General features: G+C 71.3%; 24 protein-coding genes. 8 read left to right on the forward strand and 16 right to left on the reverse strand.

What is annotated here, in order from left to right:
• Positions 1-58 precede the first annotated feature (58 nt).
• The 3 genes from AB0G11_RS04805 to AB0G11_RS04815 are packed head-to-tail and all read right to left on the reverse strand — an operon-like array spanning position 59 to position 1,881.
• Positions 59-685 (reverse strand): HAD family hydrolase, encoded by a 627-nt coding sequence (locus tag AB0G11_RS04805; protein ID WP_219499556.1) that lies wholly within the window; start codon positions 683-685, stop codon positions 59-61.
• A 10-nt stretch (positions 686-695) separates the two neighbouring features.
• Entirely contained in the window at positions 696-1,205 is a 510-nt protein-coding gene (locus AB0G11_RS04810; RefSeq protein ID WP_219499557.1) for a hypothetical protein, read from the reverse strand.
• Positions 1,206-1,236: 31 nt separating this feature from the next.
• Positions 1,237-1,881, reverse strand: coding sequence for an HAD family phosphatase (locus AB0G11_RS04815; RefSeq protein ID WP_219499559.1), 645 nt, complete (start codon positions 1,879-1,881; stop codon positions 1,237-1,239).
• A 139-nt stretch (positions 1,882-2,020) separates the two neighbouring features.
• Here AB0G11_RS04815 and atpB point away from each other — a divergent pair, with 139 nt between their 5' ends.
• Entirely contained in the window at positions 2,021-2,815 is a 795-nt protein-coding gene (atpB, locus tag AB0G11_RS04820; RefSeq protein ID WP_357584015.1) for a F0F1 ATP synthase subunit A, read from the forward strand.
• On the opposite strand, the gene nagZ is transcribed toward atpB, so the two are convergent.
• Genes nagZ through AB0G11_RS04850 form a run of 6 tightly spaced genes read right to left on the reverse strand, consistent with a single transcriptional unit; the run spans position 2,812 to position 7,907 of the window.
• A complete protein-coding gene (gene nagZ / locus AB0G11_RS04825) occupies positions 2,812-4,113 on the reverse strand; it encodes a beta-N-acetylhexosaminidase (RefSeq protein ID WP_357584016.1) in 1,302 nt (433 codons plus the stop codon). The two genes, atpB and nagZ, sit on opposite strands and share 4 nt — an antisense overlap.
• A gap of 56 nt (positions 4,114-4,169) precedes the next feature.
• Entirely contained in the window at positions 4,170-5,849 is a 1,680-nt protein-coding gene (gene ptsP / locus AB0G11_RS04830; RefSeq protein WP_357584018.1) for a phosphoenolpyruvate--protein phosphotransferase, read from the reverse strand.
• Positions 5,846-6,106 (reverse strand): HPr family phosphocarrier protein, encoded by a 261-nt coding sequence (locus tag AB0G11_RS04835; protein WP_219499565.1) that lies wholly within the window; start codon positions 6,104-6,106, stop codon positions 5,846-5,848. Before AB0G11_RS04835 ends, ptsP begins: the two co-directional genes overlap by 4 nt.
• A 20-nt stretch (positions 6,107-6,126) precedes the next feature.
• Entirely contained in the window at positions 6,127-6,573 is a 447-nt protein-coding gene (locus AB0G11_RS04840) for a PTS glucose transporter subunit IIA (protein ID WP_049564710.1), read from the reverse strand.
• A gap of 12 nt (positions 6,574-6,585) precedes the next feature.
• Positions 6,586-6,822 carry a PTS glucose/sucrose transporter subunit IIB gene (locus tag AB0G11_RS04845; protein ID WP_049564709.1) on the reverse strand — a complete coding sequence of 79 codons (237 nt, stop codon included), beginning with the start codon at positions 6,820-6,822 and terminating at the stop codon, positions 6,586-6,588.
• A gap of 50 nt (positions 6,823-6,872) precedes the next feature.
• A complete protein-coding gene (locus AB0G11_RS04850) occupies positions 6,873-7,907 on the reverse strand; it encodes an SIS domain-containing protein (RefSeq protein ID WP_219499574.1) in 1,035 nt (344 codons plus the stop codon).
• Between the two features lie 126 nt (positions 7,908-8,033).
• Here AB0G11_RS04850 and AB0G11_RS04855 point away from each other — a divergent pair, with 126 nt between their 5' ends.
• The 4 genes from AB0G11_RS04855 (at position 8,034) to AB0G11_RS04870 (ending at position 12,006) form a co-directional block, all read left to right on the forward strand.
• Complete coding sequence (locus AB0G11_RS04855; protein WP_308125580.1) at positions 8,034-8,774, forward strand: GntR family transcriptional regulator; 741 nt, start codon at positions 8,034-8,036, stop codon at positions 8,772-8,774.
• A 69-nt stretch (positions 8,775-8,843) separates the two neighbouring features.
• Positions 8,844-10,121 carry a PTS transporter subunit EIIC gene (locus AB0G11_RS04860; protein WP_219499946.1) on the forward strand — a complete coding sequence of 426 codons (1,278 nt, stop codon included), beginning with the start codon at positions 8,844-8,846 and terminating at the stop codon, positions 10,119-10,121.
• Between the two features lie 65 nt (positions 10,122-10,186).
• Positions 10,187-11,479 carry a PTS transporter subunit EIIC gene (locus tag AB0G11_RS04865; RefSeq protein ID WP_357584020.1) on the forward strand — a complete coding sequence of 431 codons (1,293 nt, stop codon included), beginning with the start codon at positions 10,187-10,189 and terminating at the stop codon, positions 11,477-11,479.
• A 155-nt stretch (positions 11,480-11,634) separates the two neighbouring features.
• Positions 11,635-12,006, forward strand: a complete 372-nt coding sequence (locus AB0G11_RS04870) for an Rv3235 family protein (RefSeq protein ID WP_219499580.1) — start codon at positions 11,635-11,637, stop codon at positions 12,004-12,006.
• A gap of 353 nt (positions 12,007-12,359) precedes the next feature.
• Here AB0G11_RS04870 and secA read toward each other — a convergent pair whose 3' ends face one another.
• Complete coding sequence (gene secA, locus AB0G11_RS04875) at positions 12,360-15,149, reverse strand: preprotein translocase subunit SecA (protein WP_357584022.1); 2,790 nt, start codon at positions 15,147-15,149, stop codon at positions 12,360-12,362.
• A gap of 225 nt (positions 15,150-15,374) precedes the next feature.
• On the opposite strand from secA, the gene AB0G11_RS04880 reads away from it, so the two are divergent.
• From AB0G11_RS04880 to AB0G11_RS04890, 3 genes are all read left to right on the forward strand, one after another.
• Positions 15,375-15,635 (forward strand): HGxxPAAW family protein, encoded by a 261-nt coding sequence (locus AB0G11_RS04880; protein WP_219499584.1) that lies wholly within the window; start codon positions 15,375-15,377, stop codon positions 15,633-15,635.
• 109 nt (positions 15,636-15,744) lie between these two features.
• On the forward strand, positions 15,745-16,941 hold the full coding sequence (locus AB0G11_RS04885; RefSeq protein WP_219499599.1) for a crosslink repair DNA glycosylase YcaQ family protein: 1,197 nt from the start codon (positions 15,745-15,747) through the stop codon (positions 16,939-16,941).
• A 387-nt stretch (positions 16,942-17,328) separates the two neighbouring features.
• Positions 17,329-17,682: an STAS domain-containing protein gene (locus AB0G11_RS04890; protein WP_219499601.1), complete on the forward strand. Its 354-nt coding sequence runs from the start codon at positions 17,329-17,331 to the stop codon at positions 17,680-17,682.
• Between the two features lie 9 nt (positions 17,683-17,691).
• Here AB0G11_RS04890 and AB0G11_RS04895 read toward each other — a convergent pair whose 3' ends face one another.
• From AB0G11_RS04895 to mtrB, 6 genes are all read right to left on the reverse strand, one after another.
• Positions 17,692-18,312 (reverse strand): hypothetical protein, encoded by a 621-nt coding sequence (locus tag AB0G11_RS04895; protein ID WP_357584024.1) that lies wholly within the window; start codon positions 18,310-18,312, stop codon positions 17,692-17,694.
• Between the two features lie 211 nt (positions 18,313-18,523).
• Complete coding sequence (locus AB0G11_RS04900) at positions 18,524-19,222, reverse strand: response regulator transcription factor (protein ID WP_219499605.1); 699 nt, start codon at positions 19,220-19,222, stop codon at positions 18,524-18,526.
• Between the two features lie 171 nt (positions 19,223-19,393).
• A complete protein-coding gene (gene raiA / locus AB0G11_RS04905) occupies positions 19,394-20,053 on the reverse strand; it encodes a ribosome-associated translation inhibitor RaiA (RefSeq protein WP_219499608.1) in 660 nt (219 codons plus the stop codon).
• Positions 20,054-20,677: 624 nt separating this feature from the next.
• Complete coding sequence (locus AB0G11_RS04910; RefSeq protein ID WP_357584025.1) at positions 20,678-21,406, reverse strand: phosphoribosyltransferase family protein; 729 nt, start codon at positions 21,404-21,406, stop codon at positions 20,678-20,680.
• 40 nt (positions 21,407-21,446) lie between these two features.
• Positions 21,447-23,201 (reverse strand): LpqB family beta-propeller domain-containing protein, encoded by a 1,755-nt coding sequence (locus tag AB0G11_RS04915; RefSeq protein ID WP_219499613.1) that lies wholly within the window; start codon positions 23,199-23,201, stop codon positions 21,447-21,449.
• Positions 23,188-24,924 carry an MtrAB system histidine kinase MtrB gene (mtrB, locus tag AB0G11_RS04920; protein ID WP_357584027.1) on the reverse strand — a complete coding sequence of 579 codons (1,737 nt, stop codon included), beginning with the start codon at positions 24,922-24,924 and terminating at the stop codon, positions 23,188-23,190. Before mtrB ends, AB0G11_RS04915 begins: the two co-directional genes overlap by 14 nt.
• Position 24,925: the final 1 nt, after the last annotated feature.

A 24,925-nucleotide genomic window follows, 5' to 3' on the forward strand; every position in this document is an offset into this window, starting at 1 on the left:
TGCGAACCGCCCCCAGAGTAGGGCCACCGCCCCCTCGGGCGGCGGGTGACCGGTCGAATCAGGCATGATCCAGGGCTTCGGCGAGCGTGTCGACGACCGGGAACCCGGTCGACTCCAGCTCGGCCCTGGTGGACATGCCGCCGGTGTAGAGCACCGCGCGGGCGCCCACGTGGCGGGCGGCCACGCCGTCGTCGACGCTGTCGCCGATCACCAGCACCTCGCGCGGGTCGACCCCGGCCGACCGGATGTGGGCGGCCATGTGCGCCGCCTTCTCGCCTCCGGTCACCCCGATCAGGCCGTCGATGCGGGTGAAGTGGCGGCTGATGCCGAACGAGTCGACCTTCGGCACCAGGTGGTCGTGCGGGGCCATCGAGCACAGCGACTGCGTGCCCGTCCAGCCGCTCAGCGCCAGCTCCGCGCCCTCGGCCAGCCCGCACTCCGCGGCCAGCCGGAAGTAGTGGTCGTGGAAGCCGACGTCGAGCCGCTCCCACTCGCCCTCCGAGAGCGGGCGGCCGAGCATCCGCTCGTAGGCCACCCAGATGGGCCGGGTGTAGACGGCGCGGAACCCGTCGGCCGTCAGCGGGGGCAGCTCGTACGGCCGGAAGAGCTCGTTGGTCGCGCCGACGACGGCGTCGATGTCATGGAAGAGCGTGCCGTTCCAGTCCCAGACAATGTGCTTGGTCATCATGTCCAGCTTATCCGGCCAGCAGGTCCGGGATCTCCTGGGTGGCGTACCACATGAGCTCGTGCGCCTCCGCGCCGTCGACCGTGAAACGGGCGTCGTCGTCGCCCTTGTCGGCCGCCGGCAGCGCGGCGATCGCCGCCTCGATGTCGGGCACCGCGTAGAGGTCGTCGATGTGCACGGCGGCCACCTTGGCCAGCGGGATCGGCTCGGTCAGCCGGACCCGGGCCTTCTCCTGGAGGTCGGCGCCGTTGTGCGGCACGGGCCCGTCGACCTCGGCCGCGACGACCACCCGCCGCGCCGGGACGGCCACGCCGTCGGCGTGGTCGGCGGCCAGCATGCGCAGCGAGGCGCGGGCCGCCTCGGTGAGCGCCACGTACTCGAGCTCCTCGGTGTCGCCCGAGGCGTACCACTCGGTCAGCGCAGGGGTCACCGCGTAGCCGGTCAGCGGGGCCGGGGCCAGCTCCCCGGCCTCGGCGGCCCTGGCCAGCGCGGGCAGGGTGCACGGCAGGTAGACGCGCATCACGAACCTTTCACAGCGTGCGAGGGTCCCATCATGCCCGCCGCAGAGGCAGCCGGAGGAGGGACTCGAGTTCCCGGATGGTCGTGTCCGCGTCGCGGTGGTGGATTCCGGTGATCCCCAGGGTACGCGCCGCCGCGATGTTGGCCTCGATGTCGTCGATGAACACGCACGACTCCCCCGGCAGGCCGATCGCGCCGAGCGCGTGCTCGAAGATGCGCGGCTCGGGCTTGCGCATGCCGACCTCGCCGGAGATCACGATCGCGTCGAACACCTCGTCCCAGCCGTCGCGCGGGTAGGTGTTGGACCACGAGTTGGACAGCAGGCAGGTCTTCAGCCCGGCCTTCCTGACCTCGGCCAGCATGTCGTACATGGCCTCGACGCGTTCGAAGCCCGCGAACATGCGCTCCAGCAGGCCCTCGGCCTCCGGCGGCGCGCCGTCGAGGGTCAGCAGCCGGGCCGCCAGGTCGCGCTCGAACGCCGATCCGTCGAGCTCGCCGCGCTCCAGGGCGTGGATGACGTTCTCCTCCTGGCCGTCGTAGGCGGCCTCGACGAGCTCGCGCATGACCTGACGGTAGTGGTCGCCGTCGATGCGGTCGGCCTCGATCCACCTGGCGATGGAGTCGGTCAGGCTGGTCGTGAGCACCCCGCCCCAGTCGATCAGCACACCTGCGACCACATTCGCCTCCTCGTGGCAGTCCGGCACTCCAGCGTAGAGCCTCGCACAGGGCGTTTCGCCGGTTATAAACCCCCTGTTAGGGATCACCAAATCACCTGTTTATCGTGAGATTCCTGTCCGATCCCTGAAGGGACCGCCGTTGCGTACGACGATCCTGATCACCTCCCCCGACCGGTTCAGAGCTCCCGGACTCGAGCTCTTCGACCTCCCGCCGATCTTCGCCGGCGGACCGGCCTGGCTCACCAAACCCGTCCTGGTCGCCCTGCTCTGCTCGGTCCTCGTCATCGCCCTGTCGTGGGCCGCCTTCGCCCGGCCGAAACTCGTGCCACGCGGCTGGCAGAGCTACGGCGAGTACGTCTACGAGTTCGTCCGCGACCAGGTGGCCCGGCCCAACCTGGGCAAGGACGCCGACCGGTGGATGGGCTTCCTGCTCAGCCTGTTCCTGACCGTGATGGCCTGGAACCTCATGGGCGTCATCCCGTTCGTCCAGTTCCCCGTCGCCGCGCACATCGCGTTCCCGGCGACGCTGGCGCTGCTCGTGTACGGCATCAAGATCTACCTCGGCGTCCGGCACCACGGCCTGATCGGCTACCTCAAGGGCATCGTGATCCTGCCGGGGCTGCCCGGCTGGGCCTATCCGCTGTACGCGCCGCTCATCCTCGCCGAGGTGTTCTTCCTGTCACTGTTCACGCACCTCATCCGGCTGTTCGCGAACATGTTCGCCGGCCACATCCTGCTGGCGTTCTTCAGCTCCGTGGGCTTCTGGTTCCTGTTCGAGAAGCTCACGCCGCTCGGCGCCGGGATCGGCGTGGTCGGCGTGCTCATGACGATCCTGCTGACCGCGTTCGAGATGTTCATCCAGTTCCTGCAGGCCTACCTGTTCGCCATGCTCGCCGCCATGTACGTGGCGAGCGGCCTGCACGGCGAGCACTAACGGATGACGCGGGCGGCCAGCTTGCGGTGCTCCGGCGAACGCAGCACCTGGGCCGCCCGCTTCGCCGACGCCACCGGCGCCTCCTGGAGCAGGCCGCGAGCCTGCTTGAGCTTGAGCAGCCGGGTGACCGACTGGTCGAGCCGCTGCTCGGAGATCCGCCCGTCCTTGACCGCCGCCAGCACGGCGCCGTAGGCCTTCGGCAGGTCGTACGGCATCAGCAGCAGGTCGGCGCCGGCCAGGACGGCGCGGACGGCCACCTCCCCGTCGCCGTACTTCTTGCGCACGCCCTCCATGTTGAGCGCGTCGGTGGAGATGACGCCCTTGAAGCCGAGCTCCTTCCTGAGCAGCCCGGTCAGGATCGGCTTGGACAGCGTCGCCGGGTCGCCCGACGGGTCGAGCTTGGGGAAGACGATGTGCGCGCTCATCACCGCGTCGACCCCGGCCGCGATGGCCGCCCGGAACGGCGGCGCGTCCAGGCGCTCCCACTGCGCGCGGGTGTGCTTGATCACCGGCAGGCCGGTGTGGCTGTCGATCCGGGTGTCGCCGTGGCCAGGGAAGTGCTTGGCGGTGGAGGCCACCTTCGCGTCGCCGAACCCCTTGACGGCGGCGGCGACCATCTTGGCCACCTTCGCCGGATCGTCGCCGAAGGCGCGCGGGCCGATGACCGGGTTCTTCGGGTCGATGTTGACGTCGGCGACGGGCGCGAAGTCGAGGTTGACGCCGAGGGCGCGCAGCTCCTCGCCGGTGGCCCTGGCCACGGCCCGCGACAGGCCGGTGTCGCCGGTCGCGCCGATCTGCGAGGCCCCGGGGAAGCGCGTCATCAGCGCCGACATCCGCGACACCAGGCCGTTCTCCTGGTCGGTGCCGACGAGCAGCGGCAGCCCGGACGCGCGCTGCATGCCGTTGGTCAGCTCGACGACCTGGGCCGTGGTTCTGACGTTGGCGGGGAACAGGATGACGCCGCCGAGATGGTATTTGCGGATCACCTTGGCGGGCGTCTGGGCGCCGTAGCGGGCCTGGTTCTCGCCGGAGACGGTGTCGGCGGCGGCGCCGTACAGGACGGGCATGAAGAGCTGGCCGACCTTCTGCTCGGTGCTCAGGCCCGCCAGGACCCGCTTGACCGGGTCCTGGGCGGACGGCGGCGCGGAGGTGGCGGGCTCGCCACCGGTCGCGGGCGGCTGGGCGGACTGCTGGGCGGACTGCCGCGCCGGCGGCGCCGCGGTCGCCGCCCCGCCGCCGCCGCTGCACGCCGCCAGGGCGATCGTCAGGACGCTTGCCGCACCGATCCGTCGAACCATGAACACCACCGTATCCACGCGGCGACGTGCCCGTGCCGGACGACGGCCAAAAGTTGCTACAGCCCCAGCGCCTCCAGCTCCGTCAGGTGGGCGCGGGCCGCCGCGCGGGCCCCGGCCGCCGTCGTCGCCGCCCTGGCCGACTCCGCCGCCGCACGGCACTGCTCCAGCGTGTGGTACGCCAGCGCGGCCCGTACGGCGGGCAGCGCGGCCGGCCCCATCGACAGGGACGCCGCGCCGAGCCCCGCCAGCACGCAGGCCAGCCCGGGATCGGCCGCCGCCTCGCCGCACACGCCGCCCGGCTTGCCCGCCTGCGCCGCGGCGGCCAGGAGGCCGGCGAGCAGGTCGAGCAGCGCCGGCTGCCACGGGTCGTGCAGCTCGCTCAGCGCGCCGAGCTCGCGGTCGGCGGCGAAGGCGTACTGGGCCAGGTCGTTGGTCCCGGCCGAGACGAAGTCCACCTCCGCCACCAGGTCGCGGGCGCGCAGCGCCGCCGCCGGGACCTCGATCATGACGCCCGCCTCCGGCAGGTCGGCGGCCCGGCACGCGGCGGCGAACCACCGGGCCTCCTCGGCCGTCGTCACCATCGGCGCCATCACCCGCAGCCGCCCCCCGCTCCCCGCGCCCGCCGTGGCGAGCGCGTCGAGCTGCGTCTCCAGCACCTCCGGGTGGGCCCGCAGCAGGCGCAGCCCGCGCTCGCCCAGCGCCGGGTTCGGCTCGGCCGAGCCGGGCGGCAGGACCGCCAGCGGCTTGTCGGCGCCCGCGTCGAGCGTCCGCACGATCACCGGCCCGCCGGGGAACGCCTCCAGCGCCGCCCGGTAGGCGCGCTCCTGCTCCTCGGCGCCCGGGGGCTCGGCGCGGCCCAGGAAGAGGAACTCGGTGCGGTAGAGGCCGACGCCCTCGGCGCCGCAGGAGCGCGCCGCTTCGAGGTCGGCCGGGCCGCCGACGTTCGCCAGGAGCGGCACCGGGTGGCCGTCCTTCGTCCGCCCCGGGCCCGTGACCCGGTCGATGGCGGCCTGCCTGGCGGTGTCGACGCTCTCCGCCCTGGCCACGTCGGACTCCGTCGGCCGCGCCCGTACCTCTCCTGAGGTGCCGTCGACCAGCACCTCGACGCCGGGACGCAGGGTCGTCGCGCCCGCGCAGGCCACGACGGCGGGCACGCCCAGCGCCCTGGCCATGATCGCGGTGTGGCTGGTCGGCCCGCCCTCCTCGGTGACGAACGCGGCCACCGCGTGGCCGGACAGCAGCGCGGTGTCGGCGGGCGCCAGATCGTGCGCGACCAGCACGTACGGCGTGTCGCCCGGCGGCGGCAGGCCGGGGAGCTCCTGGCCGGTGAGCTGGGCGATCACCCGGTCCCTGAGGTCGTCGAGGTCGGCCGCCCGCTCACCGAGGTAGCCGCCGACCCCCTCCAGCACGTCCCGATATTTGGTGAAAGCCTCGTGCACGGCCCTGGGGGCGGCCGTACCCCGGTCGATCAGCGACCTGATCTTCACGACCAGCCCGGGGTCCTCCGCCATCAGGGCCTGTGCCTTGAGGATCTCGCGGGCCTCGCCGCCCGCCCGGTCACCGCGCGCCTCAAGCTCGCCCGCGACCTGCGCGAGCGCCATGACCGCGCGTTCCTTCTCCTGATCCGCGTCTCCCGCGTGTGTGGCGCCCTCGGGGGGTTCGGGCACGCGGGCGGTCAGGAGGTACGCGGGGCCGTGCCCGATGCCCGGGCTGACCCCCACCCCCCGCAGGTTCACGGCGTGGAGGCGATGCTGGCGAGCTGGTCGAGAACCTCCTCGGCACCCTCGCCCTCGGCCGTGATCACGATGGTCTCCCCCTGCCGGACGTCCAGCGCCATGATCTGCAGGATGCTCTTGCCGTTGACCGGCTCGCCGCCCGTGACCTTGGCGACGCGGATGTCCATCGGGGCTTTCATCGCCGTCTGCACGAACGTGGCCGCGGGCCGGGCATGCAGCCCCACCTCCGCCGCCACGGTCGCCTTGCGCTCGCCCATGAACCCTTCCTTCCCTCTTGCTACGTCCATCGAAAAAGCTCGTCGCCCGCGTGCACGGCGCCCCGTGCCACGTCCGTCACCGCTCCGGCGACCGCGTCGAGAGCCACCACCGGGCAGACGGGCGAACGCCCGCCCGCCTCGATGGCGGCCGGATCCCAGGACACCACGGGCTGCCCGGCGCTCACCCTGTCGCCTTCGGCGGCCAGCAACTGGAATCCCTTTCCCTTGAGCTGCACCGTGTCGATGCCCAGATGCACCAGCACGCCTTTGCCGTCATCTCCTACGATGACGTACGCATGCGGGTGCAGTTTCATGATTTTCCCAGCTATGGGGGCAACAGCCTTCCCCGGGCCCCGCAACGGGTCGATCGCCGTTCCCGGCCCCACCATGCCTGCCGAGAAGACGGGGTCCGGCACCGCCGCCAGTCCCACAGCCGCCCCCTCGACCGGGGCGAGAACAGTCGTCATGGTCTCGCCCTCTTAGCCGATGATGTCCTCGATGTCGCTGGCGATGGTGTCGGCCTCCGGCCCTACGACGACCTGCACCACGTTGCCGGCGGCCATGACACCGTGGACGCCGGCCGCCCTGAGCGCGGCCTGGTCCACCTTCGTGGCGTCGGCGACCTCCGTGCGCAGCCGGGTGATGCAGGGCTCGATCTCGATGATGTTGTCGGCACCGCCTAGACCGGCGATGATCGCGTTCACGTCCGCCGCCATCCGGTCCTCCTCGTCATGACTCTGCGACCAGGCTAAACGACGCTGCGTGATCAGTCCGTCTGGGTCACCTTGTTGAGCCCGCGCGGCGCGTCGGGGTCGATGCCCAGCCGCCTGGCCAGCGCCTCGGTCAGCAGCTGCCCGGGGACGATGAGCCCCATCGGCGCCAGCCACTCCGGCAGGTCCGGGCCGTTCAGCGCGGCCGTGCCCGCCCGCGCCAGGCCCTCGCCGCCGCCGATCGTGAACGCCGCCGCGCCCGCCGCCACGACACGCTCGGCCAGCGCCACCGTGCCCTGCAGCGTCGGGCTGTTCTCCGCCGCCACCAGCAGCGCCGGGGTGTCGGCGTCGACCACCGCGATCGGCCCGTGCAGCAGGTCCGCGTACGACAGGCCCATCGCGTGCAGGTAGCAGGCCTCCTTGAGCTTGAGCGCGGTCTCCAGCGCCGTCGAGAACGCCATCCCGCGCCCCGAGACCACCACGCCCGGCTTGTCCGCCAGCCCCTCCACGACCGCGTCCAGGTCGCCCGGCTCGGAGATCAGCTTCTCCACCGCCTCCGGCACCCGCCGCAGTTCGTCGGCGTCCACCTCGGCGCCCAGGCCCAGCGCCAGCACGGCCAGCGCGGCGAGCTGCGTGGTGTAGGTCTTGGTCGCCGGAACGGCCTTCTCCTCGCCCGCGAGCGTGCACAGCGCCAGGTCCGCCGCCTGCGCCAGCGGGCTGTCCTCGCCGCCGTTCGTGACCCCGACGGTACGGGCGCCGCAGTCCTTCGCCCAGGCCAGCGTCTCGACGATCTCCTCGGTGCGCCCCGACTGGGAGATCGCGACGGCCAGCACGCCGTCGAGGTCGAGCTTGCGCTTGTACGTCGTCGCGATCGACGGCGCCGCGAGCGCGGACAGCCTGCCGGCGTGCGACTCGACCAGGTAGCGGCCGTAAACGGCGGCGTTGTCGGAGGTGCCACGCGCGATGAACAGCAGCTGGCGGGTCTGCTCGCCCAGCGCCTTCACCTCGCCGACCCTGGGGAGCAGGGAGTCGAGCGTGGCCCGCAGCGCCTCGGGCTGCTCGGCGATCTCGCTGCGCATCTTGGTGGTCATCTCGTGTTCATCCCTCAACTGTTACCGTTCGGACTTGACCCTGTTTTGCGTCATGTGGTGGTCTAGTCCGGACTAGACCAGTACGAACCATAGCCCATGACCCAGGTCAGATCGAGGGGAGGATCCGTGGCACACATCGATCCGGACAGCCCGGTGCCCAAGTACTTCCAGCTGCGCGAGATCCTGCTCGACCTCATCGACAGCGACGAGCTCAGCATCGGCGCCGCGATCCCGTCCGAGCGCGAGCTCTGCCAGCGGTTCGGCCTGTCCCGCATGACCGTGCGGCAGGCCGTCGACCATCTCGTGTCCGAAGGGCGCCTGCACCGGGTGCCGGGCAAAGGCACGTTCGTCGCCCGGCCCAAGATCGAGCTGGCGCTCCAGCTCACCTCCTTCACCGAGGACATGCGCGCCCGCGGCATGGTGCCCGGCTCGCGCGACCTCGACCGGCGCGTCGTGCGCGCCAGCGCCCACCTGGCCAAGGAGCTCGGCATCCAGCCGGGCGAGGAGGTCCACTTCATCGAACGGCTGCGCACCGCCGACGGCGAGCCGCTGTCCATCGAACGGGCGCACATCCCGGTCAAGCTCGCCCCCGACCTCGCCGAGCACGACCTGTCCGGCCGCTCGCTCTACGAGCTGCTGGAGAGCCGCTACGGCCTCGTCATGGACGCCGGCGAGCTCACCATCGACGGCGGCATCGCCGACCCGAGCGATGCCGACCTGCTCAAGCTGGCCCGCGGCGGCGCCGTCCTGCTGCTGCAACGGCGCTCGTTCTCCGGCGGCGTCTGCGCCGAACTCGGCGTCTCCACCTACCGCGCCGACCGCTACCAGCTCCGCACCATTCTGGAAATGCCCGCAAGACGGGGTTGAGGGCCCGACCCGGAGGGACGCCCGGTGAACGAGACCACCGCCGCCCGGCCTTCGCCGTTAGCACGCGTGATGAACGTGCTCCAGCGGATGGGCCGTTCGCTCATGCTGCCCATCGCCGCCCTCCCCGTGGCCGCGCTGATGGTCCGCTTCGGCCAGTCCGACATGCTGGGCTCCAACGGCGCCGAACCCGGCGGCCTGGCCGACGTCGCCGGGTTCGCCTGGATGAACGACGTCGCCCTCGTCATGGAGGCCGCCGGCGACGCCCTGCTGGAGAACCTGCCGATGCTCTTCGCCGTCGGCGTCGCCATCGGCTTCGCCCGCAAGGCCGACGGCACCACCGGCCTGGCCGCCGTCGTCGGCTACCTGGTCTTCGACCGGGTCACCAAGGTGATGTTCGCCGGCTCCGGCATCCGCGACACCGTGATCATCCGGGAGGCCCAGGACCAGGGCGTCGCCGAGGTCATCAACTTCGGCCTGCAGAACCCCACCAAGGTGCTCGGCGGCATCCTCATGGGCCTGGTGACCGCCCTGCTGTGGCAGCGCTTCCACCGGATCAAGCTGCCCTCCTGGCTCGCCTTCTTCGGTGGGCGGCGCTTCGTCCCGATCATCACCACGCTGGCCGCGCTGGTGCTCGGCGTGGTCATCGGCTGGGTGTGGCCCATACTCGGCGAGTGGATCGGCCACGCCGGCGAGGCGCTCACCACGCTCGGTCCGCTCGGCACCGGCATCTACGGGCTGATCAACCGGCTGCTCATCCCGCTCGGGCTGCACCACTTCGCCAACTCCATCGTCTGGCACGTGGTGCCCCAGTGCGACGTCGGCGGGCGCGCCCTCGGCGGCGACTGGAACTGCTACTTCGCCGGCGACCCCACCGCCGGGGAGTTCATGGCCGGGTTCTTCCCCGTCATGATGTTCGCGCTGCCCGCCGCCGCGCTCGCCATGTGGCGGGCCGCTCCGGCGCACCGGCGCACGGCCGTGGGCGGCATCATGCTGACCGCCGCCCTCGCCTCGTTCGTCACCGGCATCACCGAGCCCATCGAGTTCGCGTTCATCTTCGTCGCCCCCGTGCTGCTCGTCGTGCACGCCGTGCTCACCGGCCTCGCCATGGCCCTCACCACGCTCATCGGCGGGCAACTCGGCTTCGGCTTCTCCGCGGGACTGCTCGACATGCTGCTCAACGCCAGCAAGTCCAACACCCAGAACGTGCCCGGCATCCTCCTGCTCGGCGTCGTCTACGGCGTCGTCTACTACGTCGTGTTCAGCTTCCTCATCCGCAAGCTCGACATCATGACCCCTGGCCGCGAGCCGGAACCCGACGTCGACTCCGGCGAGCCCCGCGCCCCCTAGCGCCGTTTTCCCCGCCCTCCCGCGTGGTAGGAACCGACCGACCCCCGTGACGTGCGGGGGGATGCATGACCAGCAAGGGCGGCTCGGCGTTCGCGGTGCTGCAACGCGTCGGCCGCTCGCTCATGATGCCCATCGCCGTCCTGCCCGCCGCCGGCCTGCTGTTCCGCTTCGGCCAGGACGACCTGCTCGGCAAGGACGGGCTCGGCGGCACCTGGCCCTGGCTGCTCCCCGTCGCGAACGTGCTCGCCGCGGCCGGCGGCGCGCTCTTCGACAACCTGCCGCTGCTGTTCGCCATCGGCGTCGCGATCGGCTTCGCCCGCAAGGCCGACGGCTCCACCGCCCTGGCCGCCCTCGTCGGCTACCTCGTCTTCGACCGCGTCACCAAGACCCTGTTCTTCGAAGCGGGCAGCGGCGCCGTCTACGACCGGGTCATGATCACCACCGTGCGCGACGGCGCCACCGCCCCCGCCCTCGACCTGGCCGCCGCCAACCCCACCGGCGTCCTCGGCGGCATCCTCATCGGCCTGGCCGCCGCCCTCCTGTGGGAGCGGTTCTACCGCATCAAGCTCCCCTCCTGGCTGGCCTTCTTCGGCGGGCGCCGGTTCGTCCCCATCATCACCGCCCTCGCCGCCCTCCTGCTCGGCGTCGTCCTCGGCATCCTGTGGCGGCCCGTCGCCGACTGGCTGGCCGTCGCCGGCGACTGGCTCTCCGCCCACGGCACCGCCGGAGCCGGCATCTACGGCCTCGCCAACCGGCTGCTCATCCCCTTCGGCCTGCACCACGTGCTCAACACCATCGTCTGGTTCACGCTCCCCGAATGCCGCGCCGGCCAGCACGGCGCCACCCGCGACGCGGCAGGCGACCTGAACTGCTACTTCGCCGGGGAGCAGGGCGCCGGCATCTTCATGACCGGCTTCTTCCCCATCATGATGTTCGGCCTGCTCGGCGCCGCCATCGCCATGTGGCGCGCCGCCCTCCCCCACCGCCGCGCGGCCGTCGGCGGCATCATGCTCTCCGCCGGGCTCACCTCGTTCATCACCGGCATCACCGAACCCCTGGAATTCGCGTTCATCTTCGTCGCGCCCGCCCTGTTCGCCGTGCACGCCGTACTCACCGGCCTGTCGATGGCCCTCATGGCCGAACTCGGCGCCCGCCTCGGCTTCACCTTCTCCGGCGGCGCCATCGACCTGCTCCTGAACGCCAGCAAGTCCAACACGCACCGGATCGACCTGATCATCCTGGCCGGGCTCGCCTACGCCGTCGTCTACTACGCGCTGTTCACCTTCCTCATCCGCGCCCTGTCGCTCCCCACCCCCGGCCGCGAAGTTGAGGACACCCCCGACCGGCCCCCGGCCTGACCCGAAAGGCTGCGGCACCGCTCCAGCTTCCCGCGACCTTCTACGCCCGCCGCCCCATACCCGGACACGCTCCGGACAAGTTGGCGGCCGATGTATCTGCCGCCCGCGCCGAAACCTCCTAGTACCGATCTGTCGCCCCCCTTGATGGAGGACCCATGCCCTCGCACGACACCCACGGATCGCTCGCCCTCACCACCCTGGTCTGGGGCGCCCCCGGCGCCCTGCCCGACGAGCGGCGGCTCCGGCAGCTCGGCCAGGCCCTCGCCGAGGTCCTCGCCGGCCGCCGGCCGCCCGAGACCCTCATCGACCGCCTCACCGACCGCGCCTACCGCGAACTGGTCCGGGCCGGCCGCATGATCGACTCCCCCCGGCCGCCGTTCGTCGGCGTCCCCCACGTCAAGGAGCCCCGGGACGGGGCCATCGAGATGTGCCTGCTCGTCCACTGCGGCGACCGCGCCCGCGTCCTGGCCCTCCGCCTGGAACGCCGCGGTGTCCAATGGCTCTGCACCGACTTCGAAACCGCCTGACCCCACCCGGCGCCCCGGGGCAGCCTGCGACCGCACTGCCCCTGAGCCACCGCGTCCCACCTCTCCGAACCAGAGGCGGGCGCTCCCCTCCGGTCCCGACCCACGGGGGAGCGCCCACGGGCCCGGCCCGCAGGTGGCGCCTGAAGGGGACCGCCCGCAGGATCCGGCTCGTGGGAACTCCCGCCCCAGGGAGCCCCACCCTCCGGACCCTCACCCCCGAACCCCGCCCCGTGGCCGGGACACGGGGCTCGGACGCCTCGGGCCCGGGCCGGGGTGGCGTCGGCCTTTCGGGGTGGGCCCGGACGCGGAGCAGCCCCCGCCCGGGAGGGGCGGGGGCTGCTCGAGGTCGTGCGTCAGGCGGCGTTCTTCGGGTCGCCGTGGCAGCGCTTGTACTTCTTGCCGGACCCGCACGGGCACGGCGCGTTGCGCTCGACGTTGCCGTAGGCGGCGCGCTCGGCGGCGGTGCTGACCCGGGTGCGCTCGACGTCACCCTGCTCGCCCGGCGCCGTGTACTCCAGCTCGGCCGGACGCTCGGGGCCGCGGAGCCCGCGGGCGATGATGGACCGGGTCTCGGTCATCATCGGGTCCTCGACCTCCTCGACGATGGGGTTCTCCTGAACCTCCACCTCAAGGTTGAACAGGAACCCGACCGAGTCCTCCTTGATGCCTTCGAGCATCGCGGCGAACATCTCGAAGCCCTCGCGCTGATACTCGATCTGCGGGTCCTTCTGCGCGTAGGCCCGCATGCCGATGCCTTCGCGCAGGTAGTCCATCTCGTAGAGGTGCTCGCGCCACTTGCGGTCGAGGACGGAGAGGATGACGCGGCGCTCCAGGTCGCGGGTCGCCTCGGCGCCCCACTCCTCCTCGCGCCTGGCGTACGCCTCCAGCGCGTCGGCCTTGATCCGCTCGCTGATGATGTCGGCGGTGAGCTCCTCGCGGGAGCCGACCTCCTCGACCAGGTCCTCGAGCTTGAGCGAGACCGGGTAGAGGCCGGCGAAGGCCTTCCACAGCTTGTCGAGGTCCCACTCCTCGGCGAAGCCCTCGGCGGTGGCGCCGGCGACGTAGCCGTCGATGACGTCGCCGATGAAGCCGCGCACCTGCTCGTGCAGGTCGGCGCCTTCGAGGACGCGGTGGCGCTCGGCGTAGATGACCTTGCGCTGCCGGTTCATCACCTCGTCGTACTTGAGAACTTCCTTGCGGATCTCGAAGTTCTGCTGCTCGACCTGGTGCTGGGCGGAGGCGATGGCCTTGGAGACGATGCCGGACTCGATCGGCTGGTCGTCAGGGATGTTGAGGCGCGTCATGATCATCTCGACCCGGGCCGAGTTGAACAGGCGCATCAGGTCGTCGCCGAGCGACAGGTAGAAGCGCGACTCGCCGGGGTCGCCCTGGCGGCCGGAGCGGCCGCGGAGCTGGTTGTCGATGCGGCGCGACTCGTGGCGTTCGGTGCCGAGCACGTACAGGCCGCCGAGCTCGCTGACCTCGTCGTGCTCGGCCTTGACCTGGGCCTTGGCCTTCTCCAGCGCCTCGGGCCAGGCCTTCTCGTATTCCTCGGGGGTTTCGAGCGGGTCGAGGCCGCGCTGGCGCAGCTCGGCGTCGGCGCGGAACTCGGGGTTGCCGCCGAGCATGATGTCGGTGCCTCGACCGGCCATGTTGGTGGCGACGGTGACGGCGCCCTTGCGGCCGGCCTCGGCGACGATCGCGGCCTCACGCGCGTGGTTCTTGGCGTTGAGGACCTCGTGCGGGACGCCGCGGCGCTTGAGCGCCTTGGACAGCCGCTCGGACTTCTCGACGGAGGTGGTGCCGACGAGGACGGGCTGGCCGGCCTCGTGGCGCTCCTTGATGTCGTCGACGACCGCGTTGAACTTGGCGTCCTCGGTCTTGTAGACGACGTCCGGCTGGTCCTTGCGGATCATCGGCCGGTTGGTGGGGATGGGCACCACGCCGAGCTTGTACGTCTGGTGGAACTCGTTGGCCTCGGTGACGGCGGTGCCCGTCATGCCGGCGAGCTTGTCGTACAGGCGGAAGTAGTTCTGCAGGGTGACGGTCGCCAGGGTCTGGTTCTCGTCCTTGACCTTGACGCCTTCCTTGGCCTCGATGGCCTGGTGCATGCCCTCGTTGTAGCGGCGGCCGTGCAGGATGCGGCCGGTGAACTCGTCGACGATCAGGACCTCGCCGTCGGAGACGATGTAGTCCTTGTCCTTCTTGAAGAGCTCTTTGGCCTTGAGCGCGTTGTTGAGGAAGCCGACGAGGTGGGTGTGCTCGGGCTTGTAGAGGTTGTCGATGCCGAGCCAGTCCTCGACCTTGGCGACGCCGTCCTCCAGCACGCCGACGGTGCGCTTCTTCTCGTCGACGATGTAGTCGCCGGTGCTCTCCTCGCCGGGGTTCTTGGCCTCGACGCCCTTGCGGAGGCGCGGAACGATCTTGGCGAACTCGGCGTACCACTTGCCGGACTGCTCGCCGGGGCCGGAGATGATCAGCGGCGTACGGGCCTCGTCGATGAGGATGGAGTCGACCTCGTCGACGATCGCGTAGTTGTGGCCGCGCTGGACGCACTCGTCGAGCGACCAGGCCATGTTGTCGCGCAGGTAGTCGAAGCCGAACTCGTTGTTGGTGCCGTACGTGATGTCCGCCTGGTACTGCTTGCGGCGCTCGTCGGGCTGCTGGCCGGAGAGGATCATGCCGACCTCGAGGCCGAGGAAGCGGTAGACGCGCCCCATGTTCTCGGCGCCGACCTTGACCAGGTAGTCGTTGACCGTGATGACGTGCACGCCTTTGCCGGAGATGGCGTTGAGATAGGCGGGCAGAGTACAGGTCAGGGTCTTGCCCTCACCCGTCTTCATCTCGGAGATGTTGCCCATGTGCAGGGCAGCGCCGCCCATGATCTGCACGTCGAAGTGCCGCTGACCGAGCACGCGGCGGGCCGCCTCGCGTACGGTCGCGAACGCTTCGGGAAGCAGATCGTCAAGGGACTCGCCCTCGGCGTAGCGCTGCTTGAACTCGTCCGTCATCGCGCGCAACTCCGCGTCGGACAGGCTCGTGAAGTCGTCCTCGATGGAGTTGACCTGGTCTGCGATCCGCTTGAGCTTGCGCAGAGTCTTGCCCTCGCCGGCACGTAGGATCTTGTCGAGAATGGCTGCCACTTTATGTAAAGCTCCTCGCAGGTCTACCCCGGCGGCGCCGCCAGGAGGAGAGGCCGAGACAAACTTCCCCGGTTGCCATCGTAGGCGGTTCTGCAACCAGACACAGCCACCGTGACGACAAGGGCGCGGACCACGTCTGGGAGAATGGGGGTCAGGCAGAGAGTATGCCGGTTGACAGCCGGTTCGCACCGATTAACGGGATTTCCGGCAAAGGAAGGATTTGTCATGGTTGAGGGGAAGAAGTCGGAGCACACGGAGAACCTCGGCAGCCACGGCGGCCGCGCGTCCTCGTGGCTCGCCGTGACGGTGATGCTCGTGGGCACCATCGTGGGCGGCTTCGGTCTCACCGCCGCCAACTGGCCGATCGTGTGGGTCGGCGTCGGGCTCTTCGTGGTGGGAGGCATCCTCGCCCTGGTGTTCGACATCTTCACCGACGTCGTGATCGACGCCCCCCGGGTGGGCATGCGCGCCGAAGACCACCGCTGACGCCCGAGGCCCCTCCCTCGGGCCGATCCGTCCCCGCACCGGGCATCGAACTTTCTGTCGGTGCCCCTCGCTAGCATTCCGGCATGCTTCGCCGTACGGAATCGCCCCGATGACCGCCTTGACCCCCGACGAGGCGCGCCGGCTCATCCTGCGTGCCCAGGGCTTCGTGGGCGCGGACGCGCGCCGGGGCGGGCCGCACGCGATGCTGCGGCGGCTCGGCGCCATCCAGCTCGACACGATCTCGGTGCTCGCCCGCTCCCACGAGCTGGTCGCCTACGCCCGCCTCGGCGCGGTCGGCCGGCAGACCGTCGAGCGGGCCTACTGGCACAATCCCGCCCAGAGCTTCGAATACTGGTGCCATGCCGCGTGCATCCTGCCCATCGAGCACTGGCCGCTGTTCGCGTTCCGCCGCCGCGCCTACCGTGAGCGCCGCTTCCGCTGGCACGAGGTGCCCGACCACGTCGACAAGCTGCTCCAGCAGGCCCGCGACTCCGGCCCGCTGACCACCAGCGACGTCGGCGGCGCCAAGAACGGCGGCCCCTGGTGGGACTGGTCCGAGTCCAAGATCGGCCTGGAGTGGCTGCTCGACATCGGCGAGCTAGTCTGCGCCCGCCGGGTCGGCTGGCGCCGCGTCTACGACGTCGCCGAGCGCGTCGTCCCCGCCGAGCTCCTCGACCAGGACCTCACCGACGAAGAGTGCATCACCCGCCTGGCCGCCGTCGCCGGCCGCTCGCTCGGCGTCGCGACCCGCGGCGACCTGATCGACTTCCTCCGCCTCACCGGCCGCCACAGCGCCATCCTCGACGAGGCCCTGCGCAGCGGCGCCGCCGGCCTGGTCCCCGTACGCGTCGCGGGCTGGCCCGCCGCCCCCAAGGCCGCCGGGTCCCCCAACGCCTGGGCCGACCCCGCCCTCCTGGAGTCCGAGACCCGTGGCCGCCACCGCACCACGCTCGTGTCTCCGTTCGACTCGCTCATCTGGCACCGGGGCCGCACCGAGCGCGTCTTCGGCTTCAACTACCAGCTGGAGCTGTACGTGCCCAAGCACAAGCGGGTGCACGGCTACTTCACCATGCCGGTGCTGGCCGGGGGCCGCCTGATCGGCCGGGTCGACCCCGCCCGCGAAGGCTCCACCCTGGTCGCCCGCCAGCTCAGCCTGGAGCCCGGCCTGACCAGCGCCAAGTGGGTCGACGCGCTGCGCGACGCCCTGTGGTCGGCGGCCGAATGGGTGGGCTGCGACGCCGTCCGCGTCGAGCGCACCGACCCCCCGGAGCTCGCCCCGCTGCTGACGATGACCGGCGGCGCCTGATCGGGGCCGCCGGCGCCCGGAAATGGCCGGTTCCCGAACCGTGGGATAGTCTGGAGGCACCGAGGACATCTCGCGCGTTGGCACCCAGGTCGGCGAGGCCCCCGGCGAAGCACCGCGATCGGTCCCGCCCCGCGGGATCGGACAGGGCAGGCGAGCATGACGCCGACGCTCACTTCTCATCCCGCGCCGGACCTCGGCGCACGCCGTCGCCACGACTGTCCCACTCGCTGCGGCAGACCAGGGTTTCACCGGCCCGCCCGCTGAGGGGCCACCACGAAGGCCCGCGCCGTCCTCAGAGCCGGATGGAGCGCATCGCCCGACCGGGCGACGAACCGCTCTCCGGCTCCCGGCAGCTCATCCCATCTCGCATCTCCGAACGGAGACACCATGCAGCTTCTCGAAACAGCATCGATCAACACGACCCCGATCAACACAGCCCCCATCAACGGCGTCGGCTCGTCCGCTCCCACCGTCCTGCGTCTGTCCGGTGAGATCGACCTGTTCACCAGCCCGGCGCTGCGTCAGCGCCTGTTCAACGCGCTCGACCACAGCACCGGCGTGCTCGTCCTCGACATGTCACAGGTGACCTTCTGCGACGCCGGCGGGCTCGCCGTGCTCATCGGCACGCAGAGCCGCGCCAAGGCCCGTGGCATCACGCTCACCCTGACCGGGCTGCGCCCGTTCATGACGCGGCTGCTGCGCGTCTCCGGCCTCTCGGGCCGCTTCCCGACCCTGCCATGACGGCGGCCGTCAGCGCGGCGACAGCACGAGAACCGCGCCGTCGGCGGTCCGGGCGCCCAGGCGCAGCCGCAGGCCGTTGATCCTGGCGGGCGCGTCCGGCCGTACGGTCAGCGCGCCCACGTCGCGGCACTGCCCGCCGTCGCAGACGCTGCTCAGGCTGACGCCCGTGCCCTGCACGCTCAGCGACCCCGACGACCCGCGCAACTCGATCCGCACCCCGCCGTCGCCGTCACCGTGTCCGTTGCCGTCACCGTGTCCGTTGCCGTCACCGTGTCCGTTGCCGTCTCCGTCTCCATCCAGGGATGCGACGGTGAGCTGGTCCACGCCGTGCCGCCCGTCCAGGTCGAGGGCGTCCCCGGCCTTCACCACGACCTCGCACTCCCCGTCCCGGCAAGCGGCCAGCTCATGCCCGTCCGCGGCCGTACCGGACAGACTGCGGTTCTCCCCCGAGGAACGGACGGGGCCGCCACCCTGCACGGTGGCACCGGACGACCCCGCCGACTCCGAGGTCGGGGCCGGAGGGTTGGCGGCGGAGCAGCCGGTGAGGGCCACCAGAGCGGCCGCCACAGGAACCACCAGGGCGACCGCAGCGGCCTCCACCACGGCGGCTCGGGCGGGAAGGGCCGGCACGGGCGCAACGGCTCCACAGGCCGAAACCTCGGGCCTGAGGGAAGCGGCGGGGCGGGGGCAGGCGGGCATGGGGCTCCTCGGGCCGGGGCGCGGGTGGAGGGGCCCGGGTCGCGTGCGGCCCTGCCGCCTCCACCGGTGTCGTGCCCGGCCGCCAGGGGGTGCGCCCGCCTGGGGCCCTACTTCCTGCCCGGGTGGAGGCGGCCCGGATGCCTCAGGTGATCTCCAGCATGCGCTCGCGCACCGCGTAGACGACGGCTTCCATGCGCGAGTGCAGCTGCAGTTTGTCCAGGATGTTGCGTACGTGGTTCTTCACGGTGTTCTCAGAGATGAACAGCTGCTTGGCGATCTCGCGGTTGTTCATGCCCTTGGCCACCAGGCGCAGGACTTCCATCTCACGCTCGGTCAGCCGGGGCACCGGGAGCTGGGGCGGCCGTTCGGTCTCCTTGCGGCTCATGTTCGCGAACTCGCTGATGAGCTTGGCCGCCATCGCCGGGTTGATTAACGACTGTCCTTCGTGCACGCCACGCACCGCCGCCGGGACGTCGTTGATCTGGACGTCCTTGAGCAGGTAGCCCGTCGCGCCGGCCTTGATGGCCTCGAAGAGGTCCTCCTCCTCGTCACTGACGGTCAGCATGATGATGCGGGTGCTCGGCACCGAGGCCTTGATGCCCTTGGTGGCCTCGATGCCGTCCTGGCGGGGCATGCGGACGTCCATCAGCGCCACGTCGGGCATGAGACGGTCGGCCAGTTCGACCGCCTCCTGCCCGTCGCTCGCTTCGCCGACCACCTCGATGTCGGGCTCCGCGGCCAGCGCGAGGGCCAGGCTCCGCCGGATCAGCTCGTGGTCGTCCACGATCAGCACGCGGATCGGCTCGCCGTCTGCGGGGCGGGCCTCGCCGGACTCCGTCACGAAGCCTCCCTGATCCGCCTCGCGACCGCTGTGCGCGCGTTTCGCTCGCTCACCTGCGCCTGACTGAGCTCGCTCACGTCTCCTCCTCGTCGGGGGGCCAGAGCCGTCGGACCGCCATGATGACACGGGTCCCGGGTCCTCGGGTGGTCGAGAAGATCTTTCGGCCCGCGATCAGGGTTCTACGAGCCGCAACACGCCGTAGTTGTAGCCGCGCCGGTTGTAGACGACGCACGGCTGGCCGCTCTCCTTGTCACGGAACAGGTAGAAGTCGTGGCCGACCAGCTCCATCTCCAGCAGAGCCTGATCGATGGTCATGGGTTCCGCCTTGTGGAACTTCTCCCTCACGATGAGCGGCCCGTCGCCGTCCATCTCGATGGGGACGATGTCGTCGTACTGCTCGTCGTCGGGCAGCCGGTCTTCCTCGGGCTCGGGTTGCGCGGGGGCGGCAGGCTGCTGCCGCGGTGGGGCGGGCAGGTCGGGCAGCGTCGCGGTGATCTCCGCCACGGAGGGCTGGGCGTGGTTGCCGTGGTGCACCTTGCGCCGGTCGGCGAGGCGCCGGAGGCGGCCTTCCAGCTTGTCCATGGCGAGGTCGAGGGCGGCGAATCGGTCGTCGGCGGAGGCCTCGGCGCGGATGGCGGGCCCTCGCGAGTGAATGGTGAGCTCGACGCGCTCACGCTGGTCGGCGAGGCGCGGGTTGCGCTCCTTCGACACCTCCACATCGACTCGGATGAGTTTGTTGTCCAGACGCTCGATCCTGGCCAGCTTGGTCGTCACGTGGTCGCGGAACCGCTCACTCACTCCTGTGTGCCGGCCCTTGACGATGATGTCCATGCAACAGCCCCCCTTCGGTCTAACGACTGAGAAAGAGCGCCCGACGACGACGTGCTTGCCGGGCGGGGTCTTCTGTCTGCCTCTCTGTCACCGTTACCCTCTTCCGCCGACTCGTCACCGGGAACTCGGGCGGCACCCGCCCGGCCGACCTGGTCTTCGACCCCACATTCGCCTGCTGAGGATTTCGCAGCTCTGTCGCCACTACTGCCCTTCTCTCCTGACGGGGGACATCTGGACCCCCGGGGAGGCAGGACTTACCCCTAAGCCGCACCGTGATCGGTCGACAAAGAGTCGCCTTACGTGGACCGTTTTGCCTGCGGCTGGCATCGGCTAGCAGAGCCGGGACTCCCGGCTCTGCGCAACCACGGACCCGAACGGGTGCCATGTTCAGACGCTATCCGGATCGGCGGCGAATGTCAGCCGGAGGATCGGGCAAAGGATCACTTTCTGTGATTTTCGTACGGTGTTACGGGCGTGACGGATGGCCGGTTAGGGCTCCCGGCAGCCCTTGCGCGTCTGGGACATCGGGCTCCTGAGCTGCCTACCTCGCGCGGAGGGTTACGGACATGTGGCCCCCGGGGCAGGCGGCAGGCTTGGATCTTTCTTTACTGACGGTAATCGTAGTCATTCCGAAACTCTTCGGCGTGTCGCCATGTAAGGCCGGGTAGAACGGCGTGTCGCGCCGACGGTGACGGCGAGCGGCACCCGGAGCCCGGCGGCCCGCAGCGCCCTGGCGGCCTCGGCGAGGGTGGCCCCGGTGGTGACGATGTCGTCCACGAGCAGCACAGGGGCCGCTGGCGGCGTCCCGGCGGCGCGCCGGACACCCAGTGAGGCCGCGAGGTTGGCGGCCCGCTCCGTGGAGCTCAGGCCCGCCTGATCGGCCACCCGCCGAACCTGCCCGAGCCCCGGCCACAGCGTGGCGGCGACTCCGTGGGCCCGCAACTGCCGCACGACGGGCGCGGCGAGCGCCCCGACCACGTCGTGCCCCCGCCCCTTGATCGCCCGCCGCGCGCTCGGCACCGGCACCACCGTGACGGCCGCGTCGCCCGACGCGGTAAGAGCGGTGAGGGCGGTGAAGGCCAGCAGGTCCGCCAGGGCGGCACCCAGGGACGCCTCGCCGCGCTCCTTGCAGGCGACGAGCGCCGTGCGCAGCGCCCCCGTGTACGGGCCCGCCGACCAGCAGGCGGGCAGCCCGGCCGGGACGGGGTCGGGCGTGCGGCGGGCGGGGTCGGCCAGGCGGCCGAGGCAGCCCTCGCACAGCCGCTCCCCGGCGGCGCCGCACCCCAGGCACGGACGGGGCAGGACGAGATCGAGCCAGGGGCCGACCACAGGACCGAGCACAGGACCGAGCACGCCGCCATGATGCCGGGCGGTGCCGACAACCCGGCCGGGGTCAGCCCAGGGCGAAGATCGGCTTCTCGACGGCGGTGGCGGGCTTGGGCGCCCAGGTCTGCTTGTCGCGCCCGTACTCCAGGATCTCGTTGCCGTCCTCGGTGGTGGCCAGGATGACGTCGCCCTGGGCGGCGAGGTGTTCGAGGGGCTTGCTGGTCGTGGGGAGCTGGAGGGTCTCGCCGTCACCCACGTTGATCTCCTTGACGACCTGCCCGGCCTTGGTGCGCACGAGGACGAGCAGGTGCTCGCCGTCGCTCCAGGCGATGTCGCGGATCTCGTCCTCGCCCTCGGCCGAGATGAGCGTCTGGAAGTTGCTCAGCATCGCGCCCGCCCCGCCGCCGGCCAGCGCGCCGACCTGGACCTGCTTCTTGCCGACGAGCACGGCGACCCGTACGCCGTCGCGCGACATTCGCAGCGAGGTGACGTCGAGCCCCTGGAGTGCGGGGGCGGCGACGTGCTCGGGGCCGCGGCTGACGGACGGGTAGGAGCGCAGCACGCTGCCGCTCTGCTGGTCGTACGTCCACAGGGAGCCGTCGCGGTGCCAGGACGGGTCGGTCAGCTTCTCGCCGGGGATGGACTGCTGCCAGCGGCCGTCGGCGGCGTGCCGGGTGACCCAGATGCCGCCCTCGGTGGAGCGGGCGGCGACGCGGTCGCGGTCCTTGGACACGGCGAACCCGGAGTAGGTCTCCCCCGGCTGCCCGGCGGGCCCGGCGAGCGGGCGGCCCTCGCCGTCGTTGCCGAGCAGGTGGACGGCGCCCTTGCTGGTGTAGAAGACCTGCCGGTCCTCGACCGCCAGCCAGCGCTCGGGCAGGTTGGCGGGCACGATGAGCGGCCCGGTGGAGAAGAACGGCTCGCCCTCGACCTGGATCTCCAGGCTGCGGCCGTTGGCCAGGCCGTTGACGCTGAGGCTGGCCCTGAGCTGGGCCTCCAGGCCCTCGCGGAAGGTGTCGGAGGGCCGGAACGGGCCGGCCAGGTTGATGATCACGCGGTCCTCGCTGGACCTGATCGACAGCACCCGCGCCCCGGCGGGGAACTCGTTGCCGACCGCGCCCTGCAACGCGCTGGTGGGGCCCTGGATGACGCGTTCGACGACGGTCTCGGCGAAGCTCTCCGTCGCCTTGATGCGCAGCCGTACGCGGTCGGCCACGAGCCGGTCGGGCTCGTGCGTGCCGGCGGCGGTGCCGTTGAGGTAGTAGAGGTTCGTCGGCCGGTACGCGCGCCGCACGTCGGCGTCGGTGAGCAGGAGGCCCTGGGGCAGCAGGTTGACCCGGTAGTCGCCGTTGCGGTCCTTGACCAGGGTGATCGCCCGGCTGACCTTGTTGTCGTCGGCGGGGTCGACGGGCACGTACGTGTCGTCCTCGTTGATCTGGGCGATCTTGGTGCCGAGGATCGTGACGATGGTCTCCTTCTTCTCCTTGTTCTCGACGACGTCGTCGAAGCGGAAGCCGTTGTCGATCACCGTCACGGGCCCGTCGGCCTTCCAGACCCGCCTGGCCTCCTCGGTCAGGTACTTGGGCAGGATGCCGGGGTCGTCGGCATAGGCGGCCATGGCGGCCTGGAGGCCCTCGACGACCTGCTGGGCGCTCCAGCCGCGCTGGGGCTCGACGGCGACGAGGCGCTGGAAGGGCACGGTCACGGAGTCGCCACTGCCCGCCTCCTCGATGGGGAACGGCCCGCCCACGGGGATGACGGCGCAGCCCGACAGGGCCAGCACCGCGGCGGCGGCCGCGGCGCACAGCCGGTTAGCTCTCGCCATGCGCGCCCCCGTCGCCGGTCGCGGGCAGCAGCACGGGGGTCATCTGGCCCCGCCAGGTGCGGCGCATCTCGATCTCGGGCGGCACGAGCGGCAGCGGGGAGCCCTTGAGGTCGAGCCCGGCGCGGCGCGGCAGCGTGAGCCGGAACTGCGAGCCCTCGCCCGGCTGTCCCCATGCCTGGAGCCAGCCGCCGTGCAGCGTGGCGTCCTCGCGGGAGATGGCCAGGCCGAGCCCGGTGCCGCCGATGGTCCTGGCCCGGGACGGGTCGGCCCGCCAGAAGCGGTCGAACACCAGCGTGTCCTCGCCGCCCTTCAGCCCGATGCCGTGGTCGCGCACGGCGACGGCCACCGCGTCGCGGTCGGCGCCGACGGTGACGACGATGTCGCGGCCCTCTCCGTGCTCGATGGCGTTGAACAGCAGGTTGCGCAGGATGCGCTCGACCCGGCGGTTGTCGATCTCGGCCATGCACGGCTCGTTGGGCAGCCGCAGCTCGAAGCGGGTGCTGTGGCGTTCGGCGAGCGCCTCGGAGTCGGCGATGGCGCGCAGCACCACGTCGCGCAGGTCGACGGAGTCGAGGTCGAGGGTGGCGGCGCCGGCGTCGTAGCGGCTGATCTCCAGCAGGTCGGCGAGCATCGACTCGAAGCGTTCGAGCTGGGCCTGCATGAGCTCGGCCGAGCGCGAGGCCATCGGCTCGAAGTCCTCGCGGGCGTCGTACAGCAGGTCGGCGGCCATCCGGACGGTGGTCAGCGGGGTGCGCAGCTCGTGCGAGACGTCGGAGACGAACTGCCGCTGGACCTGTGAGAGCTCCTCAAGCTGGTGGATCTTGAGCGCCAGGTTGGCGGCCATCTCGTTGAACGAGGTCGCCAGCCGGGCCAGGTCGTCCTCGCCGCGCACCTTGAGCCGCTCGTCGAGCTTGCCGGCGGCCAGCCGCTCGGCGGCCTGGCGGGCCAGCCGGACCGGGCTGACGACCTGCCGGGTGACCAGGTACGCGATCGCGGCCAGCAGCAGCACCAGCCCGAAGCCGACCACGACGATGGCCAGCCGGACGTTGGACAGCATCTGCTCTTCGTCGGTGAACGGGAAGAAGTGGTAGACCTCGTAGCCGCCGTAGGCGCTGATGACGGCGCCGATGACGAGCGTCTGGCGGGGCTGGGTCTCGCCGGCGAACTGGATGCGGTCGGTGAAGCGCTGCGGAGTGTCGATGAACTTCTCCACCTGCCGCTGCAGCTTCTGGCGCAGCGCCGGGGGCACGTCGGCGGGCGTGACGTTGCCGGAGGCGCGTGACTGGCCGGGCTCGGCGACGTTGAGGATCAGCACCTCGTAGCGTTTCTTCGAGCCGTCGCCGCCGGAGCCGATGATGGCGTCCATCACCTCGTCGAGCGGGTCGGGCGGCACGGTCTTGCCGGCTTCGGCGGGCTTGGACTGGTCGTCCTCGTGCCGGCTGAGCGCGTCGGCGATGCGCAGCCGGTCGGCCGAGGCGTCGCTGGCGGCCGACTGCTGGCGGCGTTCGATCACCGAGTTGTTGATCTGGTCCGACAGGAACGTGCCGAGCACCACCACCACGATCACCGAGATGACGAGCGTGCTGGTGACGACCTGGAGCTGCAGGGAGCGGCGCCAGATCCGCCGCGCCCTGCCCGCCGCACGCCTGGCCCGCCGGCGGACTCCGCCGAGGATCTGGCGGAGTGTCCGGCGGCGCGTGCGCCTGGTCGTCGTCGGGGGCATG

This window comes from Nonomuraea sp. NPDC023979 (genome assembly GCF_040639085.1).
In the GTDB taxonomy this organism is placed as follows: domain Bacteria; phylum Actinomycetota; class Actinomycetes; order Streptosporangiales; family Streptosporangiaceae; genus Nonomuraea; species Nonomuraea ceibae.

Excerpts from the sequence above, each read along its gene's own strand:
- AB0G11_RS04860 (WP_219499946.1), top strand. The coding sequence starts at position 8,844 with ATGAACGTGCTCCAGCGGATGGGCCGTTCGCTCATGCTGCCCATCGCC.
- AB0G11_RS04810 (WP_219499557.1), bottom strand. The coding sequence starts at position 1,205 with ATGCGCGTCTACCTGCCGTGCACCCTGCCCGCGCTGGCCAGGGCCGCC.
- AB0G11_RS04890 (WP_219499601.1), top strand. The coding sequence starts at position 17,329 with ATGCAGCTTCTCGAAACAGCATCGATCAACACGACCCCGATCAACACA.
- raiA (WP_219499608.1), bottom strand. The coding sequence starts at position 20,053 with ATGGACATCATCGTCAAGGGCCGGCACACAGGAGTGAGTGAGCGGTTC.
- AB0G11_RS04880 (WP_219499584.1), top strand. The coding sequence starts at position 15,375 with ATGGTTGAGGGGAAGAAGTCGGAGCACACGGAGAACCTCGGCAGCCAC.
- nagZ (WP_357584016.1), bottom strand. The coding sequence starts at position 4,113 with ATGGTTCGACGGATCGGTGCGGCAAGCGTCCTGACGATCGCCCTGGCG.
- AB0G11_RS04835 (WP_219499565.1), bottom strand. The coding sequence starts at position 6,106 with ATGGGCGAGCGCAAGGCGACCGTGGCGGCGGAGGTGGGGCTGCATGCC.
- AB0G11_RS04850 (WP_219499574.1), bottom strand. The coding sequence starts at position 7,907 with ATGACCACCAAGATGCGCAGCGAGATCGCCGAGCAGCCCGAGGCGCTG.
- AB0G11_RS04885 (WP_219499599.1), top strand. The coding sequence starts at position 15,745 with ATGACCGCCTTGACCCCCGACGAGGCGCGCCGGCTCATCCTGCGTGCC.
- AB0G11_RS04840 (WP_049564710.1), bottom strand. The coding sequence starts at position 6,573 with ATGACGACTGTTCTCGCCCCGGTCGAGGGGGCGGCTGTGGGACTGGCG.
- AB0G11_RS04845 (WP_049564709.1), bottom strand. The coding sequence starts at position 6,822 with ATGGCGGCGGACGTGAACGCGATCATCGCCGGTCTAGGCGGTGCCGAC.
- AB0G11_RS04915 (WP_219499613.1), bottom strand. The coding sequence starts at position 23,201 with ATGGCGAGAGCTAACCGGCTGTGCGCCGCGGCCGCCGCCGCGGTGCTG.
- AB0G11_RS04870 (WP_219499580.1), top strand. The coding sequence starts at position 11,635 with ATGCCCTCGCACGACACCCACGGATCGCTCGCCCTCACCACCCTGGTC.
- AB0G11_RS04865 (WP_357584020.1), top strand. The coding sequence starts at position 10,187 with ATGACCAGCAAGGGCGGCTCGGCGTTCGCGGTGCTGCAACGCGTCGGC.
- AB0G11_RS04805 (WP_219499556.1), bottom strand. The coding sequence starts at position 685 with ATGACCAAGCACATTGTCTGGGACTGGAACGGCACGCTCTTCCATGAC.
- mtrB (WP_357584027.1), bottom strand. The coding sequence starts at position 24,924 with ATGCCCCCGACGACGACCAGGCGCACGCGCCGCCGGACACTCCGCCAG.